Genomic DNA, 14,866 nt, shown 5'->3' on the forward strand with positions numbered 1-14,866 from the left:
CGGGCGGGTCCGGGCGGACGCGTCAGACCTTGAAGCGCGACACGCCGTTGCGCAGGTCGTTGGCCACGAGCGTGAGATCGTCGATGGCCAGGCTCGATTGGCGCAGCGATTCGACGGTCTGCTGCGCGGCGTCGCTCAGCTGCTGCAGGGCCTGGTTGATCTGTTCCGCCCCGGTCGCCTGGGCCTGCATGCCCTCGTTGACCATCTGCACGCGCGGCGCCAGCGTCTGGACCTGCTGGATGATCTGATTGAGCTGGTCGCCGACCTGCTGCATTTCGTTCATGCCGCGGCGGACCTCTTCCGAGAACTTGTCCATGCCCATCACGCCCGCGGACACCGAGGACTGGATCTCGCGGACCATCTGCTCGATGTCGTAGGTCGCGACGGCGGTCTGGTCGGCCAGACGGCGAATCTCGGTGGCGACCACGACGAAGCCGCGGCCGTACTCGCCCGCCTTCTCGGCCTCGATCGCGGCGTTCAGCGACAGCAGGTTGGTCTGATCGGCCACCTTGTTGATGGTGGTGACCACCTGCGTGATGTTGCCGGCCTTCTCGTTCAGGACGGCCAGTTTGGTGTTGACCGAGCCTGCGGCATCGACCACGTTGCGCATGGTGTCTTCCATGCGCGCCAGGCCGACCTGGCCGCTGCCGGCCAGCGAGGCGGTCTGCTCCGCGGCGCCCGACACTTCGGTCATGGTGCGCACCAGATCCCGCGACGTGGCGGAAATCTCGCGCGAGGTCGCGCCGATCTCGGTCGTCGTGGCGGCCACTTCCGAGGCGGTCGCCTGCTGTTGCTTGGACGTGGCGGCGATCTCGGTCACCGAGGTCGCGACCTGCACGGCCGAACGCTGGGTGCGGCCCACCAGACCGGTCAGCTCGTCGACCATGCCGTTGAAGCCGTTCTCGATCATGGCGAATTCATCGTTGCGCTCGAGCTTGAGCCGGCGCGACAGGTCGCCACTGCCCGTGGTCTCGAGCGTGCCCACGATGGTGCGCATCGGGTTGGCAATCGCGCGCATCAGCAGCCAGCCGCAGATCAGCGCCGCCAGAATGGCCAGCCCCAGCGAGGTCAGCATGCCGAACTCGGCATTGTCCACGGCGTCCTGAATGCCCTGGGTCGCCTGGTCGGCCTGCTTTTTGTTTTCCGCCACCATCTGCGCGAGGATGTCTCGCCCGACATAGAAGGCCGGGCGCAACTGGGTGCGGATGTACTCGCGTGCCTGCTCGGGATTGCCCAGCATCTGCGGCGTGAGCACGGCAGCGCGTATGCGCATATAGTCGGCGAGCGCCTTCTTGAAGGCTTCGAAGAGCTGGCGGTCGTCATCGCGCATGACGGTTTTTTCATACGCCGTATAGAGTTCTTCGAGCGCCTTGTCGCTCGCCGGAAGTCCGGCCAGGCCGGCGCGCCGCTCGCCCTCGTCTTCCTGCACGTACGCATCCTGCACCAGCACGAAGCCGCCAAACCAGGCGGCGCGCACCGAGGTGCTGTAGTAGATGCCGGGTACGGCGTCGCGGTTGATGAGATCGGCCTCGGCCTCGATGTGCAGCAGGCGCCGGTAATCCACGACAACCATGAGCGCCATGATCGCGAGAATGACCAGGAAGCTGGTCCCGATACGCTGGCGCAGGGTGAAGTTTTTCATAGTGGGCGGGCCTCTGGATGCGACGGGGCGAGCGGCCGGCGTCCCGATGACCCGGCCACGTCACGATTATTGCAGCGCTTTGCAAGAATGGCGCGAAAATTAACACAGACGATTGCACGAATGCCGCGGCAAATTTCATAGTGTGAAAAGAACGGCAATGCACCGCTGGGGGCAAACCCTGCGCTGACACGCCCTCGGGGCCTCGCTACACTGCCCGGCTGAAGCCGCACGTTCGATGGGGCTCGACATAGAGACAATGCCAGGGGATGGTCTGGCCGCGGACGCCTCCGCGGCCGCCGGCGTTGCCTTGGCATTGCGCCAAGGGGCATCGCATGTTCGCCGACCTGAATCATCTGTCGCACCACGCGGCATGGCGCCGCCAGCTCGAGATGCTGCTCGAGTCGGCCGGCTCCGGCATCTACGGTATCGACCTGCGCGGACGGTGCATCTTCATCAACGGCGCGGGTGCCTCGCTGCTCGGCTACACGCCCGACGAAGTGATCGGGCGCAACATGCACTACCTCATTCATCACTCGCACGCCGACGCCCGGCTGATGCCGGTGCACGACTGCCGCATCTTCCAGGCCTTTCGTGAAGGGCAAGGCGTGCAGGTCGATGACGAGGTCCTGTGGCGCCGCGACGGCAGCAGCTTTCCTGCCGAGTACGCGTCATATCCCATCCGCGACAACGATCAGGTGGTGGGCGCGGTGGTGACCTTCGCGGACATCTCCGCGCGCAAGCGCATCGAGCGCGAACTGCAGGCCACCCATGCCTTGCTCGAACGCCGCGTCGACGAGCGCACCGCCGAACTCAGCCGCGCCCACGACACGCTGCGCCGCCTCACCGCCCACCTGAGCACCCTGCGCGAGGAAGAGCGAGCCCATATCGCCCGCAACATCCACGACGACCTCGGCGCGTCGTTCACCGCGCTCCAGCTCGATCTGAACTGGCTGCTCCGGCGCCTGCCGCCCGAGCCGGCATTGCAGCAGCATCTCGCCCGCATGCTCGACGTGACCGCGAGCGCGATGGGCGCGACGCGCCGGATCCTGAACGATCTGCGCCCGGTCGTGCTCGACCATCTGGGCCTGTGGGCCGCGCTCGAGAGCCTGCTGCAAGACGTGCAGACGCGCAGCGGCCTGGTCTGCCGCTACCTGTGTCCGCCCGCGCTGGAGCGCCTGCGGCTCGGCCGCGCTGCGGAGATCGAGGTCTACCGGATCGTGCAGGAGCTGCTGACCAACGTGCAGCGCCATGCCCGTGCCCGTCACGCCAGCGTCATCATCGCGGCGCGCGACGGCGTGCTCGACATCACCGTCGAGGATGACGGCGTGGGCATGAGCACCACGCCCGCCGCCACCTCGTTCGGCATTCTGGGCATGCGCGAGCGCGCCCGCGCCATCGGGGCCGACCTGGTTCTGGACAGCGCGCCCGGCGCGGGCACCCGCGCCAGCCTGCGGATCGACGGGCTGCCCGTGCCCGCGCTGACGAACGCCACGACTGAGATCCCGCCATGAGCCTGCACATTCTGATCGTCGACGACCATCTCATCATCCGCCGCGGGCTCGCCCGCCTGCTCGCCGAGGACCCACGCATCGCCCGCGCAGACGAAGCCGCCGACGGCGCGGCCGCGCTGCGGGCATTGCGCAACAGCCATTACGACGCCATCGTGCTCGACGTGGCGCTGGGCGAGCGCGACGGCCTGGACCTGCTCAAGACCGTGCGCGCGGAGCAACCGCGCGTCGGCGTGGTCATGCTCTCGGTCTATCCCGAAGCGCAGTTCGCGGTGCGGGCGCTGCGGGCCGGCGCGCAGGCCTACCTCAACAAGGGCTGCGATCCGGAGGCGCTGATCGGCGCGCTGGTGAACGCCGCCGCCGGCCGGCCCTACATCACCTCCGAGGTCGCGGAACTGCTTGCGCACAACGTGCGCCAGGACGGCGCCCAGGCGGCGCACGACAGCCTGTCGGATCGCGAGTTCCAGGTCTTGCAGCTGCTGGTGGCGGGCAAGTCGGTGTCGGCGATCGGCGAGCAGCTCTCGCTGTCCGCCAACACCATCTCCACTTACCGCTCGCGCATCTTCGACAAACTGCGCGTGCGCTCGCTGGTGGAGCTGGTCTCGTATGCCCACGAGCACCAGCTGGGTGCATGAGACACCCTCGCGCACCGGCGCGGCGCATGGCGTGCACCGCGTAGTGCGCCCACTACACGCATATCACTGAATCCGGGATAGGCGCGTTCGCCCGCGCGCCGCATCATCCTTCCTGCCTACCCACTCGGAGCAGCAGCAGGATGAAAATCGCGGGCTTTCGGCTCGGCATCTATGTATATCGCGATGCCGAGATCCTCGACTACGCAACGCCGCACGGCGTGATGTCGATCGCGCGCCGCTTCGATCCCGAGATCGAAGTCTGCGTGATCGGCGACACGCTGCAGGCCGTCTGCACCGCCAGTGGCCTGACGCTGCTGCCCGGCCTCGCGATGAGCGACGCCCCGGCGATCGACGCCCTGTTGATACCCGGCGGCCCGGGCGCGCGGCAACAGATCCACAACCGCCGTCTGCACCGCTACATCGCCGCGCTGCCCGAGCGCTGCCTGCTGGCCGCCACGGGCGAAGGCGCCTGGATCTACGCGGCCATGGGCCTGCTCGACGGCCAGTGCGCCACCAGCCGCAAGGAGGCCGACCGCCTCGAAGCCACGCACCTGGGCTGCGCGCCGCTCGCGCGCCTCGAGATGCTCGCCCCTGCCTGCCGCACCCGCCGCGCCCGCGTGGTCGACAGCGGCCGCCTCATCACCTGCGCCGGGCCTTCGGCCGGCATCGATCTCGGTCTCCATCTGCTGCGCCGCGCCGGCCACCCCGAAGCGCTGATCGACGAGATCGCGCGCGTGATGGAGTACCGCCGCGCCTACGACCTGTATCGCGAAGACGTGGAATACGCCACGGCCAGCCCCGCCTCCCCCCAACCCCACTGACCGCCCGGAGCTCCTCATGTCTCTGTTTCGCAATCCGTTCGACGCCCGCAGCCGCCTGAGCTGCGCCTGCGGCCAGCACGCCAGCGCCGCCGAGCACGACCAGGCCCTGGCCGGCGACGCGCTCCATGAGCGCGCCGTCGAAGGCGCCATCATGCGCGCGCTGTTTCCCGATGACATGCTGCGGCGCCGCTTCCTGCGCGCGGTCGGCTCGGGCACCGCGCTGGCGGCCGTGGCCTCGCTGTTTCCGCTCGCGGCCGCCAAAGAGGCATTCGCCCAGAGCACGGGCCCGCTCGAAAAGCAGAAACTGAAGGTCGGCTTCATTCCGATCACCTGCGCCACGCCCATCATCATGGCGCACCCCATGGGCTACTACGCCAAGCAGGGGCTCGACGTCGAGGTCGTGAAAACGGCCGGCTGGGCCCTGATCCGCGACAAGGCGATCTCCGGCGAGTACGACGCCGCGCACATGCTCTCGCCCATGCCGCTGGCGATCTCGCTCGGCGTCGGCACGAGCAGCGCCATCCCGTGGACGATGCCGGCGGTCGAGAACATCAACGGTCAGGCCATCACGCTGTCGGTCAAGCACAAGGACAAGCGCGATCCGAAGTCCTGGAAGGGATTCCGGCTCGCCGTGCCGTTCGACTACTCGATGCACAACTACCTGCTGCGCTACTACCTGGCCGAGCACGGCATCGATCCGGACACGGACGTGCAGATCCGGTCGGTGCCGCCGCCCGAGATGGTCGCGAACCTGCGGGCCGACAACATCGACGGCTTCCTGGCTCCCGACCCCGTGAACCAGCGCGCCGTGTATGACGGCGTGGGCTTCATCCACATCCTGTCGAAAGCCATCTGGGACGGCCATCCGTGCTGCGCGTTCTCGGCCAGCCGGCAGTTCGTCACCACGATGCCCAACACCTACCAGGCGCTGCTCAAGGCGATCATCGAGGCCACCGCCTACGCGCGCCAGCCGGCCCACCGCAAGGAGATCGCCGCGGCGATCGCCACGCCCAACTATCTCAACCAGCCCGTAACCGTCGTCGAACAGGTGCTCACAGGCACCTTTGCCGATGGCCTGGGCAACGTGCTGAACGTCCCCGAGCGCATCGACTTCGATCCCATGCCGTGGCAGTCGTTCGCGGTCTGGATCCTGACCCAGATGAAACGCTGGGGCCAGCTCAAGCGCGACGTCGATTATGCGCAGGTGGCCAACGAGGTGTTCCTGGCCACCGACGCGGTGCGGCTGATGCGCGAAGCCGGCCTCACGCCGCCCGCGGAGACGAGCAAGTCCTTCTCGATCATGGGCAAGCCCTTCGATCCGGCCAAGCCCGACGAATACCTCGCCAGCTTCCCGATCCGGAGGACCTGATGGCAGCCGTCCCTCCTCGCGTCCGCCTGCAGGCCGTGGCCCTGTCGATCGCGTTGCTCGTGCTGCTGTTGATCGTGTGGCACGTCAGCACGCGGCCGGTCGCCGGCACGGCCAATGTCGATCCCGCGTATGCCGCGCTGGTGGGCAATGCGGCCGCGAGCGGCAGCAAGACGCCCTTCCCCGGGCCGGCCGAGGTCGGCGCGCAGCTCTGGCGCCACCTGGCCGATCCGTTCTACGACCGCGGCCCGAACGACAAGGGCATCGGCATTCAGCTGGGGCACTCCATCGTGCGGGTGCTCAGTGGATTCGCGCTGGCCGCGTTGGTCGCGATTCCGCTGGGCTTTCTGATCGGCATGTCGCCCGTGGTGTATCGCGCGTTCGACCCCTACATCCAGGTGCTCAAGCCGATCTCGCCGCTCGCCTGGATGCCGCTCGCGCTCTACACCATCAAAGATGCCAACACCTCCGCCGTCTTCGTGATCTTCATCTGCTCGCTGTGGCCGATGCTGGTGAATACGGCCTTCGGCGTGGGTGCCGTGCGGCAGGACTGGCTCAACGTGGCGCGCACGCTGGAAGTCTCGCGTCTGCGCACGGCGCTGCAAGTGGTGCTGCCCGCGGCCGCGCCCACCATCATGACCGGCATGCGCATTTCGGTCGGCATCGCCTGGCTCGTGATCGTGGCCGCCGAGATGCTGATCGGCAGCACCGGCATCGGCTACTTCGTGTGGAACGAATGGAACAACCTCTCGATCACCAACATCATCTGCGCCATTCTGTTCATCGGCCTGGTGGGCATGCTGCTCGACACGCTGCTGGCGCGCGTGGCGCGACTGGTGAGCTACAAGGAATGACGCCATGAGCACCTCTTTCCTGCAGGTACAGGGTCTCGCCAAGCGCTACCCGGGCCGCGGCGGCAAGCCGCAGGCGCCCGTGTTCGACCAGATCGACTTCGGCATCGAACGCGGCGAGTTCGTCAGCGTGATCGGCCATTCCGGCTGCGGCAAGACCACCATCCTCAACATCCTGGCGGGCATCGACGAGGCCAGCGACGGCGTCGTGATCATGGACGGCCGCGAGATCGCGGGCCCGTCGCTCGCCCGCGGCGTGGTGTTCCAGGCGCACGCACTTCTTCCGTGGCTGACCGCGCTCGAGAACGTGGCCTTCGGCGTGCGCTCGCGCTGGCCCGAGAAATCGCGCGAGGCCGTGCGCGAGCACAGCGTGCGCTACCTCGAGATGGTGGGGTTGAAGCACGCGCTCGACAAGCGGCCCAGCGAACTCTCCGGCGGCATGAAGCAGCGCGTCGGCATTGCCCGCGCCTTCGCCATCCAGCCGAAGATGCTGCTGCTCGACGAACCGTTCGGCGCGCTGGACGCGCTCACCCGCGGCACCATCCAGGACGAGCTACGCGCCATCGTGTCCAGCACGCAGCAGACGGTGTTCATGATCACCCACGACGTGGACGAGGCGATTCTGCTGTCCGACCGAATTCTGCTCATGAGCGCCGGTCCGCACGCCCGCATCGCGGACACCGTCACGGTGGATCTGCCGCGCGACCGCACGCGCGCCAGTCTGCATCACGAGCCGCGCTACTACGAGATCCGCAATCACCTGGTCGACTTCCTCGTCGACAAGGCCGCGCACTGAAGCCCGCTGTTTTCCTATTCCGTCTCACCCCAAGGAGTTCGCCATGATGACCCGCAACGAAGTGACCGAACTGATCGTCACGCGCAAGCTGGAAAAGAAACTGAGCTGGTCCGCCATCGCCGAGGCCGTCGGCCAGAGCAAAGAGTGGACCACCGCCGCGCTGCTCGGCCAGATGACGCTCACCGAAGCGCAGGCCCAGGCCGCCGCCCGCATCCTCGATCTGCCCGCCGACGCCGTGGTGCAGCTGCAGGTGGTGCCCTACAAGGGTTCCTTGCCCACCACGGTGCCCACCGACCCGCTGATCTACCGTTTCTACGAACTGATCAGCGTGTACGGCACGACGTTCAAGGCCCTCATCCACGAAGAATTCGGCGATGGCATCATGAGCGCCATCGACTTCAAGATGGATCTGCAGCGCCAGGCCGACCCCAACGGCGATCGCGTGCAGATCCTGATGAGCGGCAAGTTCCTGCCCTACAAGACGTACTGATCGCCAGTCGGCCGGATCGCGAGCGGCCCCCGCCGCTCGCGTGCAGGCGGATCGGGTCAGGATCCTTCGGGCTTGACCCCGGCGTCGGCCAGCAGCTTGCGCCAGCGCGCCACCTCGTCGGCCAGCAACTTCGCCGACCCGGCCTGCGACCGATGCGCCTCGCTCGGCACGGCCAGGCCCATCTGGGCATAGCGCTCCTGCATCGCGGGATCCGTCAGCACCTTGGTCAGCGCCGCATTGAGCCGGGTGGCCACCTCGGGCTTGACGCCCTTGGGCACGAGCACCATGTTCCAGATGTCGTACTTCAGCGCCGGGTAGGCGGTTTCGCTCGCGGCCGGCACGTCGGGCAACACGCCCACGCGCTTGTCGCCCACGATGACCAGCCCCTTCACCTTTTTCGACGAGATCGAGCTCACCGCCGTGCTGCTGCTTTCGATGGTGTAGTCGATGTGGCCGGCCATGACGTCGGCGGTGGCCTGCGCCGCGCCGCGGTAATGCACCGGCGGCACCTTGACGCCAAGCGCGGCGTTCAGCAGCACGCCGCCCAGAAACGATCCCGACCCCACGCCGGCCGTGCCGAAATTCATGGTGGCGGCATGGGTCTTGGCATAGGCCGCGAACTCGTCCAGCGACTTCGCGGGAAAGTCCGCGCGCACCGACAGCACCTGCGGGGCGTCGCCGACCGATGCGATGGCGGTGAAGTCCTTCAGCACGTCATACGGCAGGTTGCGATAGAGCGACGCGTTCGCCGCCAGCGTGCCCACGTTGCCGAGCAGCAGCGTGTAGCCATCCGGCGCGGCGCGCGCCGCGCGCGCCTGGCCCACCGAGCCGCCGGCGCCCGGCACGTTCTCGACCACGATGGGCTGCTTGAGCTCTTTGGACAGCGCCTCGGCCACGGCGCGGGCCAGCACATCGGTCGCGCCGCCCGCGGTGAACGGCACCAGCATCGCGAGCGGCCGTGCGGGATAGTCCTGCGCGGCCACGGCGAAGCTGGCCAACAGACCAGCGGCCGCCAGGCCGATACGTTGCCAGTGGCGCGCGGCCTGGCCTTGCTGCATCGTTTTTTTCACTTCATGTCTCCTCATGTCTCCTGTGATGACGCGCGGCCGGATCTACTTGCCGGCCTTGGCGCGCTCGTCCAGCACTTCCTTCGCCACGCGGAAGCCGTCGACGGCCGCCGGCATGCCGCAATAGCAGGCCGCGTGCAGCAGGATTTCCTGCAGCTCCTCGCGGGTCCAGCCGTTGTTGAGCGCGCCGTTCAGATGCAGGGCGAGCTCGTGACGGCGGCCGGTGGCGATCAGTACGCTGACGGTCACCAGGCTGCGATGCTTGGCGGACAGGCCGGGCCGGCCCCACACGGCGCCCCACGCCAGGCCCGTGACCGCCTCCTGCAACGGCGCGAAGAAGTCGTCGTCGCGCGCCCGCGCGATCGAGCGATCCACATACTCGTCGCCCAGGGTGGCGCGACGGTTACGGTGGCCCAGTTCCACGGTTTCCGGCTTGACCGGTTCGAACTTGCTGTCTGTCATGAGTGCTCCTTGGGTGTTAACGGGATGGGTCAGGACGCGCGGGCGTCCTGCAACAACATATCGGCGCCCTTCTCGGCCACCATCATCACGGCGGCCTGGGTATTGCCCGAGACCATGGCAGGCATCACCGAGGCATCCACCACACCGAGCCCTTCGATGCCATGCACGCGCAGACGCGCGTCCACGACGCCCTCGGGGCCCGCGCCCATGCGGCAGGTGCCGATGGGGTGATAGATCGTCTGGCCGTTTTCGCGTGCGAACGACAGCCATTGCGCGTCGGTCTGCACCGACGGACCGGGGTTGAGCTCCGTCTTGACGAAGCGCGCCATCGCCGGCTGGCCCACGATGCGCCGGGCGATGCGCATGCCCGCCACGAGGCAGGCCTGGTCGCCGGCTTCGGCCAACAGATTGGGTCGGATCAAAGGCGCGGCCAGCGGATCGGCGCTGGCGACGTGGATGGAGCCGCGCGAGCGCGGCCGCAATTGCGCCACGCCCAGGGTCATGCCCGGCCGCGTATCGAGCTTGCGCACGGCCGCATCGGCGTAGCTCGCATGCATGAAGAAGTACTGCACGTCGGGCGTCGCCAGCGCCGGATCGGTCTTCACGAAGCCGAACACGAGCCCGGTGCCCAGCGTGAGGATGCCCTTGCGCGCCAGCGCGTAGCGCAGCACCGCCGTGCCCAGGCCCAGCCCGCGCGTGCCCTCGTTCAGGGTGGCCGCGCCCTGCACCCGCCAGTTCATGCGGGTGGCGAAGTGGTCGATGTAGTTCTCGCCGACGCCGTGCAGCGCATGGTGTACCGGCAGGCCGGCGGCCTGCAGCACCTCGGGTCGGCCGATACCGGAGAGCTCGAGCAACTGGGGCGACTGGATGGCGCCGCTGGTGAGCACCACGCGTACGCGCGCCCGAGCTTCGCCGGTGCTGCCGTCGTCACGGCGATACCGCACGCCGACGCAGCGCTTGCCTTCGAGTATCAGCCCGGTGACGCGGGCACCGGTACGGATCGTCAGATTGGGGCGCTTGCGCGCGGGCTTGAGATAGCCATCCACCACGCTCCAGCGCCGCCCGTCACGCTGGCAGACCTGGTAATACCCGAAGCCGTCCTGGCGCGCGCCGTTGTAGTCGGGGTTGCGCGGCTGGCCGTCTTCGGCGGCGGCGTCGATCATGGCGTCGGCCAGCGGAAAGCGCTCGCTCACCTCCGTGATGTGCATGGGGCCGTGGCGGCCGCGCTCGGCGCCGCCCACCGCCGTGTGCTCCACGCGGACGAAATAGGGCGCCACGTCGCGCCAGGCCCAGCCATGCGCGCCGAGGGCATCCCAGTGGTCGTAGTCGCCCGGCTGGCCCCGCACGTAGATCATGCCGTTGATCAGGGTGGAGCCGCCCAGCCCCTTGCCGCGCGGAATCGAGATGCTGCGGCCCATGACGTTGTCCTCGGGCTCGCTGCGAAACGACCAGTTCAGGCGCGGGTGCGTGAGCAGCTTGCTGAAACCGGCCGGAATCGACACCCAGGGCACCCGGGCCTCGCCGCCCGCCTCGAGCATCAGTACCGAGTGCCGGCCGCACTCGCTCAGCCGGTTGGCCAGGATGCAGCCCGCCGTGCCGCCCCCCACGAGGATGAAATCGAATTGCGCGTCAGTCGACATGAGGCCGCCTCTCAACGCACGATGTTCACGAGCGCGCCACCGTCGACCGGCAGCTCCACGCCGGTGATGAAACCGGCCTCGTCCGACGCCAGAAACACCGCGGCGTTGGCCACATCCCAGGCCGTGCCCATGCGCGCCCGCAGCGGCACGCGCGCGTCGCGCTCGGCCACCACGTCGGCCCGGCTGCGGCCGAAGGTCTGCGCGCGGGTGTCCACGGCCATGGGCGTGTCGATCAGCCCGGGCAGGATCGCATTGGCGCGGACGCCGTACTCGGCGTTCTCGATGGCGAGCTGCTGCGTGTAGGCGATCATGCCGGCCTTCGACGCCTTGTACGCCACCCATGGATAGCGCTGCCAGGCGGAGACGGAAGCGATGTTGAGAATGACGCCACCGCCCTGCCGGCGCATGATGGGCAGCACGTGCTTGCCCGCCATCACGCAGCCGCGCAGGTTGATCGCGCAGATGCGGTCGAACGCCGCCTCGCTGATCTCGGTGGGGCTGGCATCGCCGCCCGACACGCTGATGCCGACGTTGTAGTGCAGGATATCGATACGCCCCCACAGCCGCATCGCTTGCGCCAGCGCCTCGGCCAGTTCGTCTTCGCGCAGCACATCGGCCTGCCAGGGCAGGCATTGCGCCTGTGGCGCGAGTTCCACCGCCTTGGCGCAGGTCTGGTCGGCCGACGCCAGATCGCGGTCCACCGCGAGCACGCGTGCGCCCTCCTGCACGAAACGCAATACGGTGGCACGCCCGTTGCCGAGCGTTTCGCCCTGGCTCTGCCCCGCGCCGATCACCACGGCCACTTTGTCTTTCAGTCGCATTCAGGCCTCCCCGGCTTGAGACGTTGCACGGCCGGATATGAACGCGACCATGTCCGCCACCTGTCCTTCGAGCATGCCGGCGCCGCCGTACAGGCGGCAGCCGCGGGCGCGCGCCTGGGCCAGCAGCGCCGTTTCCGCGGGCTGCATGATGATGTCGGCCACCACCTGCCCGGCGCTCAGGCCTGCCGCGTCCAGCGGCAGGGGATCGCCGGGCGCCATGCCCAGCGAGGTCGCGTTGACGACGATGTCGTGGCCCGCGGGATCGGCGGAGCCGGCGCTGACCGGCAGCGCGGGATAGCGCTCGGTCAGGCGCCGCGCCAGCGCATCGATCCGGGCCCGGCTGCGATTGGCGATGGTCAGGCGGCCGATGCCGGCCTGCGCGAGCGAGAACGCAATCGCATGCGCCGCGCCGCCGGCGCCGGCCAGGTACACCGATGCCCCCCGCACCGGCACGCCCAGCGCCTCCAGGCCGCGCAGGAATCCGGTGCCGTCCAGCATGCCGCCCACCAGTCGGCCGTCGGGCTCGCGGCGCACCACATTGACCGCGCCGACCGCCGCGGCGTCGTCCTCGATCTCGTCGCACAGCGGCACCACGCTCATTTTGTGCGGCACCGTAATCACCATGCCCTTGAGGTTGCGTGTGCGGCGCAGCGCCTGCATGACGTCCGGGAGGTCGGCGGGCGCGACGTGCATCGGCACCATGACCGCGTCCGTGCCGCGCGCCTGCAACAGCGCGTTGACCATCTGCGGCGTGCGAACCTGCCCGATGGGATCGGCGAGGATGCACATCAGCGCCGTATTGCCGGAGATTGGCATCATGACTTCGTTTCCTTCTTGGTTCCGGCAGCGCGGCCGCGCACCTCGACGCCGGCCCAGCGCTCCATGTACTGAATCAGGGCGGTGAAATCGAGATCCTGGCCCCCCTGCGTGATGGCGAACTCCCAGGCCTGACGCACCGACTGGCCGAGCCACATGGGCACGCCCAGCGCATGGGCCTCGTCCAGGCCGATCGAGACATCCTTGTGAATGGTGCGGATGCTGGCGCCGTAGTCGAAGGTGCCCGGCAGGACCGCCTTCGGAATCTTGTCCGTCGTGGCGCTGTTGCGGCCGGTGCTCACGTTGATGATGTCGACCATCTGATCCGGATCGAGTCCTGCCTTGGCGCCGAGCACGAGCGCCTCGTAGGCCGACACCATGTTGGCCGCGGAGATCAGGTTGTTCACCAGCTTCATCATCTGGGCCATGCCGGGCTCCGCCCCCACGTCGAAGACGTGTTTGCCCATGCCGCCGACCTGGCCCCGGATGCGCGCGAGCGCTTGCGGGGCGCCGGCCATGATGATCGACAGCGTGCCGGCATCCGCGCCCTTGGGACCGCCGCTCACCGGCGCGTCCACCATGTCGATGCCTTGGGCCGACAGCGCCTGTGCGATCTCGACCACTGCCTGGCGGCCGATGGTCGACATCTCGACGTACACCTGTATCGCCTTGCCGCCTGCCACGCCGTTCTGCCCGAACGCCACGTCGCGGCTCACCCGGGCATCGGGCAGGCAGGCGTAGACGATCGGCGCCGCGTCGGCGACGGCACGCGGACTGTCGTGGACGATCGCGCCCCGTTCGCGCAACGCCGCGGCGCGGTTCGCGTCGGGGTCATGCACATGGAGCGTCACCCCCGCGCCCACCAGGCGCCGCGCGATGGCGGCGCCCATTGCGCCCAGGCCGATAAAGCCTGCGACATTCTCGTTCGACATACTGTTTCCTTCGTTGAAATCCGGCGCGGCGGGCGCCTTACTGACCCGACAGATCCAGGTCCTTCATCTGCGCCTCCAGGTCCACGTAGTCCTTGCGGAACATCTGGTCGAATTGCTCGGGCGTGCCGGGCTGGGGCTGCATGCCTTGCTCGGACAGGATGCGCTTGAACTCCGGCATGGCCAGCACCTTGTTGGTGGCCTGATTGATCTTCGCCACCACGTTCTTCGGCATGCCGGCGGGGCCATAGAGCCCGTACCACGTCACGACATGGAAGTCGGGGTATCCGAGCTCGGCGATCGTGGGTACGCCTGGCAGCGCCTCCACCCGTTGTGCCGACGACACCGCGAGGGGCCGCACGCGCTTCGCATCGATGAAGGTCTTGGCCGACGCGACCGACCCACCCACGAGCTCGACGTGGCCGCCGATCAGATCGGTGAGCGCGGGGTTCGAGCCCTTGTACGGCACATGGATCATGTGAGCGCCCGCCGTCTTGGTCAGCAGCGCGAGCAGCAGATGCGACATGCTGCCCTGGCCCGACGTGCCGAAGCGCAGCGCCTGGCCGTTCTGTTTCGCGGCGTCCAGGGTCTCTTTCATCGTGCCGTACTTGGGTTCGGGACCGGCGGCGATCACCATCGGGGCATCGGCCACGTTGGCGATGGCGGTGAAGTCCTTGAGCGGATCGAACTGGCGCTTGTCCTTGCTGAGCAGCGGCGCGATCACGATGTTCTCGCGCAGCGCCAGGATGATCTGATACCCGTCGGCGGGCGCGCGTGCCACCGCGCCGAGCGCGATCGCGCCGTTACCGCCCGGGCGGTTCTCGACCACCACATTCCAGCCTTCGGATTTGCTGAGGGCCTCGGCCACCTGGCGGGCCAGGATGTCGGTGCCTCCGCCCGGGCTGAACGGCACGACGAGCCGGACCGGCTTGTCCGGAAACGCCTGGGCGGCGGGGGCCAGAGCGGCCAGGCCGAGCGCGGCCACGGCCAGAAATCGGGTCAACATACAGGTCTCCTCTTTT

Annotated in this window: 15 protein-coding genes; 7 read left to right on the top strand and 8 right to left on the bottom strand. The window is 68.3% G+C overall.

The window, feature by feature from the left end:
• Positions 1–22 precede the first annotated feature (22 nt).
• On the bottom strand, positions 23–1,642 hold the full coding sequence (locus CEK29_RS17520) for a methyl-accepting chemotaxis protein (protein WP_094858827.1): 1,620 nt from the start codon (positions 1,640–1,642) through the stop codon (positions 23–25).
• 332 nt (positions 1,643–1,974) lie between these two features.
• Between CEK29_RS17520 and CEK29_RS17525 the strand changes: the two genes are divergently transcribed.
• The 7 genes from CEK29_RS17525 (at position 1,975) to cynS (ending at position 8,109) form a co-directional block, all read left to right on the top strand.
• Entirely contained in the window at positions 1,975–3,153 is a 1,179-nt protein-coding gene (locus CEK29_RS17525) for a PAS domain-containing sensor histidine kinase (RefSeq protein WP_094858828.1), read from the top strand.
• A complete protein-coding gene (locus CEK29_RS17530; RefSeq protein ID WP_094802580.1) occupies positions 3,150–3,785 on the top strand; it encodes a response regulator in 636 nt (211 codons plus the stop codon). Before CEK29_RS17525 ends, CEK29_RS17530 begins: the two co-directional genes overlap by 4 nt.
• A gap of 140 nt (positions 3,786–3,925) precedes the next feature.
• Positions 3,926–4,606, top strand: a complete 681-nt coding sequence (locus CEK29_RS17535; RefSeq protein WP_094802582.1) for a DJ-1/PfpI family protein — start codon at positions 3,926–3,928, stop codon at positions 4,604–4,606.
• Between the two features lie 16 nt (positions 4,607–4,622).
• A complete protein-coding gene (locus CEK29_RS17540) occupies positions 4,623–5,975 on the top strand; it encodes a CmpA/NrtA family ABC transporter substrate-binding protein (RefSeq protein ID WP_094858829.1) in 1,353 nt (450 codons plus the stop codon).
• Positions 5,975–6,826 carry a nitrate ABC transporter permease gene (ntrB, locus tag CEK29_RS17545; protein WP_094802586.1) on the top strand — a complete coding sequence of 284 codons (852 nt, stop codon included), beginning with the start codon at positions 5,975–5,977 and terminating at the stop codon, positions 6,824–6,826. The genes CEK29_RS17540 and ntrB overlap by 1 nt, the downstream gene beginning before the upstream one ends.
• Before the next feature lie 4 nt (positions 6,827–6,830).
• Positions 6,831–7,619, top strand: coding sequence for an ABC transporter ATP-binding protein (locus tag CEK29_RS17550; RefSeq protein WP_094802588.1), 789 nt, complete (start codon positions 6,831–6,833; stop codon positions 7,617–7,619).
• A gap of 46 nt (positions 7,620–7,665) precedes the next feature.
• The gene (cynS, locus tag CEK29_RS17555; RefSeq protein WP_094803275.1) at positions 7,666–8,109 is read left to right on the top strand and encodes a cyanase; all 444 of its coding nucleotides are present in this window, start codon (positions 7,666–7,668) and stop codon (positions 8,107–8,109) included.
• A gap of 56 nt (positions 8,110–8,165) precedes the next feature.
• Here the strand turns inward: cynS and CEK29_RS17560 are convergent, their stop codons facing one another.
• Genes CEK29_RS17560 through CEK29_RS17590 form a run of 7 tightly spaced genes read right to left on the bottom strand, consistent with a single transcriptional unit; the run spans position 8,166 to position 14,850 of the window.
• Entirely contained in the window at positions 8,166–9,179 is a 1,014-nt protein-coding gene (locus CEK29_RS17560; RefSeq protein WP_255176186.1) for a Bug family tripartite tricarboxylate transporter substrate binding protein, read from the bottom strand.
• A 42-nt stretch (positions 9,180–9,221) separates the two neighbouring features.
• Positions 9,222–9,638, bottom strand: a complete 417-nt coding sequence (locus tag CEK29_RS17565) for a carboxymuconolactone decarboxylase family protein (protein ID WP_094802592.1) — start codon at positions 9,636–9,638, stop codon at positions 9,222–9,224.
• Positions 9,639–9,667: 29 nt separating this feature from the next.
• Entirely contained in the window at positions 9,668–11,278 is a 1,611-nt protein-coding gene (locus CEK29_RS17570) for a GMC family oxidoreductase (protein ID WP_094858831.1), read from the bottom strand.
• An 11-nt stretch (positions 11,279–11,289) separates the two neighbouring features.
• Entirely contained in the window at positions 11,290–12,099 is an 810-nt protein-coding gene (locus CEK29_RS17575; protein ID WP_094802596.1) for an SDR family NAD(P)-dependent oxidoreductase, read from the bottom strand.
• Entirely contained in the window at positions 12,100–12,918 is an 819-nt protein-coding gene (locus CEK29_RS17580; RefSeq protein ID WP_094858832.1) for a shikimate dehydrogenase family protein, read from the bottom strand.
• The gene (locus tag CEK29_RS17585) at positions 12,915–13,847 is read right to left on the bottom strand and encodes an NAD(P)-dependent oxidoreductase (protein WP_094858833.1); all 933 of its coding nucleotides are present in this window, start codon (positions 13,845–13,847) and stop codon (positions 12,915–12,917) included. The genes CEK29_RS17580 and CEK29_RS17585 overlap by 4 nt, the downstream gene beginning before the upstream one ends.
• A gap of 37 nt (positions 13,848–13,884) precedes the next feature.
• Complete coding sequence (locus CEK29_RS17590; RefSeq protein WP_094858834.1) at positions 13,885–14,850, bottom strand: tripartite tricarboxylate transporter substrate binding protein; 966 nt, start codon at positions 14,848–14,850, stop codon at positions 13,885–13,887.
• Between the last annotated feature and the right edge of the window lie 16 nt (positions 14,851–14,866).

The organism is Bordetella genomosp. 5 (assembly GCF_002261475.1).
Taxonomy (GTDB): Bacteria; Pseudomonadota; Gammaproteobacteria; order Burkholderiales; family Burkholderiaceae_B; genus Bordetella.

Bases quoted from the DNA above. Each gene is read 5' to 3' on its own strand.
- CEK29_RS17520 (WP_094858827.1), bottom strand. From the start codon at position 1,642: ATGAAAAACTTCACCCTGCGCCAGCGTATCGGGACCAGCTTCCTGGTC.
- CEK29_RS17525 (WP_094858828.1), top strand. From the start codon at position 1,975: ATGTTCGCCGACCTGAATCATCTGTCGCACCACGCGGCATGGCGCCGC.
- CEK29_RS17530 (WP_094802580.1), top strand. From the start codon at position 3,150: ATGAGCCTGCACATTCTGATCGTCGACGACCATCTCATCATCCGCCGC.
- CEK29_RS17535 (WP_094802582.1), top strand. From the start codon at position 3,926: ATGAAAATCGCGGGCTTTCGGCTCGGCATCTATGTATATCGCGATGCC.
- CEK29_RS17540 (WP_094858829.1), top strand. From the start codon at position 4,623: ATGTCTCTGTTTCGCAATCCGTTCGACGCCCGCAGCCGCCTGAGCTGC.
- ntrB (WP_094802586.1), top strand. From the start codon at position 5,975: ATGGCAGCCGTCCCTCCTCGCGTCCGCCTGCAGGCCGTGGCCCTGTCG.
- CEK29_RS17550 (WP_094802588.1), top strand. From the start codon at position 6,831: ATGAGCACCTCTTTCCTGCAGGTACAGGGTCTCGCCAAGCGCTACCCG.
- cynS (WP_094803275.1), top strand. From the start codon at position 7,666: ATGACCCGCAACGAAGTGACCGAACTGATCGTCACGCGCAAGCTGGAA.
- CEK29_RS17565 (WP_094802592.1), bottom strand. From the start codon at position 9,638: ATGACAGACAGCAAGTTCGAACCGGTCAAGCCGGAAACCGTGGAACTG.
- CEK29_RS17570 (WP_094858831.1), bottom strand. From the start codon at position 11,278: ATGTCGACTGACGCGCAATTCGATTTCATCCTCGTGGGGGGCGGCACG.
- CEK29_RS17575 (WP_094802596.1), bottom strand. From the start codon at position 12,099: ATGCGACTGAAAGACAAAGTGGCCGTGGTGATCGGCGCGGGGCAGAGC.
- CEK29_RS17580 (WP_094858832.1), bottom strand. From the start codon at position 12,918: ATGATGCCAATCTCCGGCAATACGGCGCTGATGTGCATCCTCGCCGAT.
- CEK29_RS17585 (WP_094858833.1), bottom strand. From the start codon at position 13,847: ATGTCGAACGAGAATGTCGCAGGCTTTATCGGCCTGGGCGCAATGGGC.
- CEK29_RS17590 (WP_094858834.1), bottom strand. From the start codon at position 14,850: ATGTTGACCCGATTTCTGGCCGTGGCCGCGCTCGGCCTGGCCGCTCTG.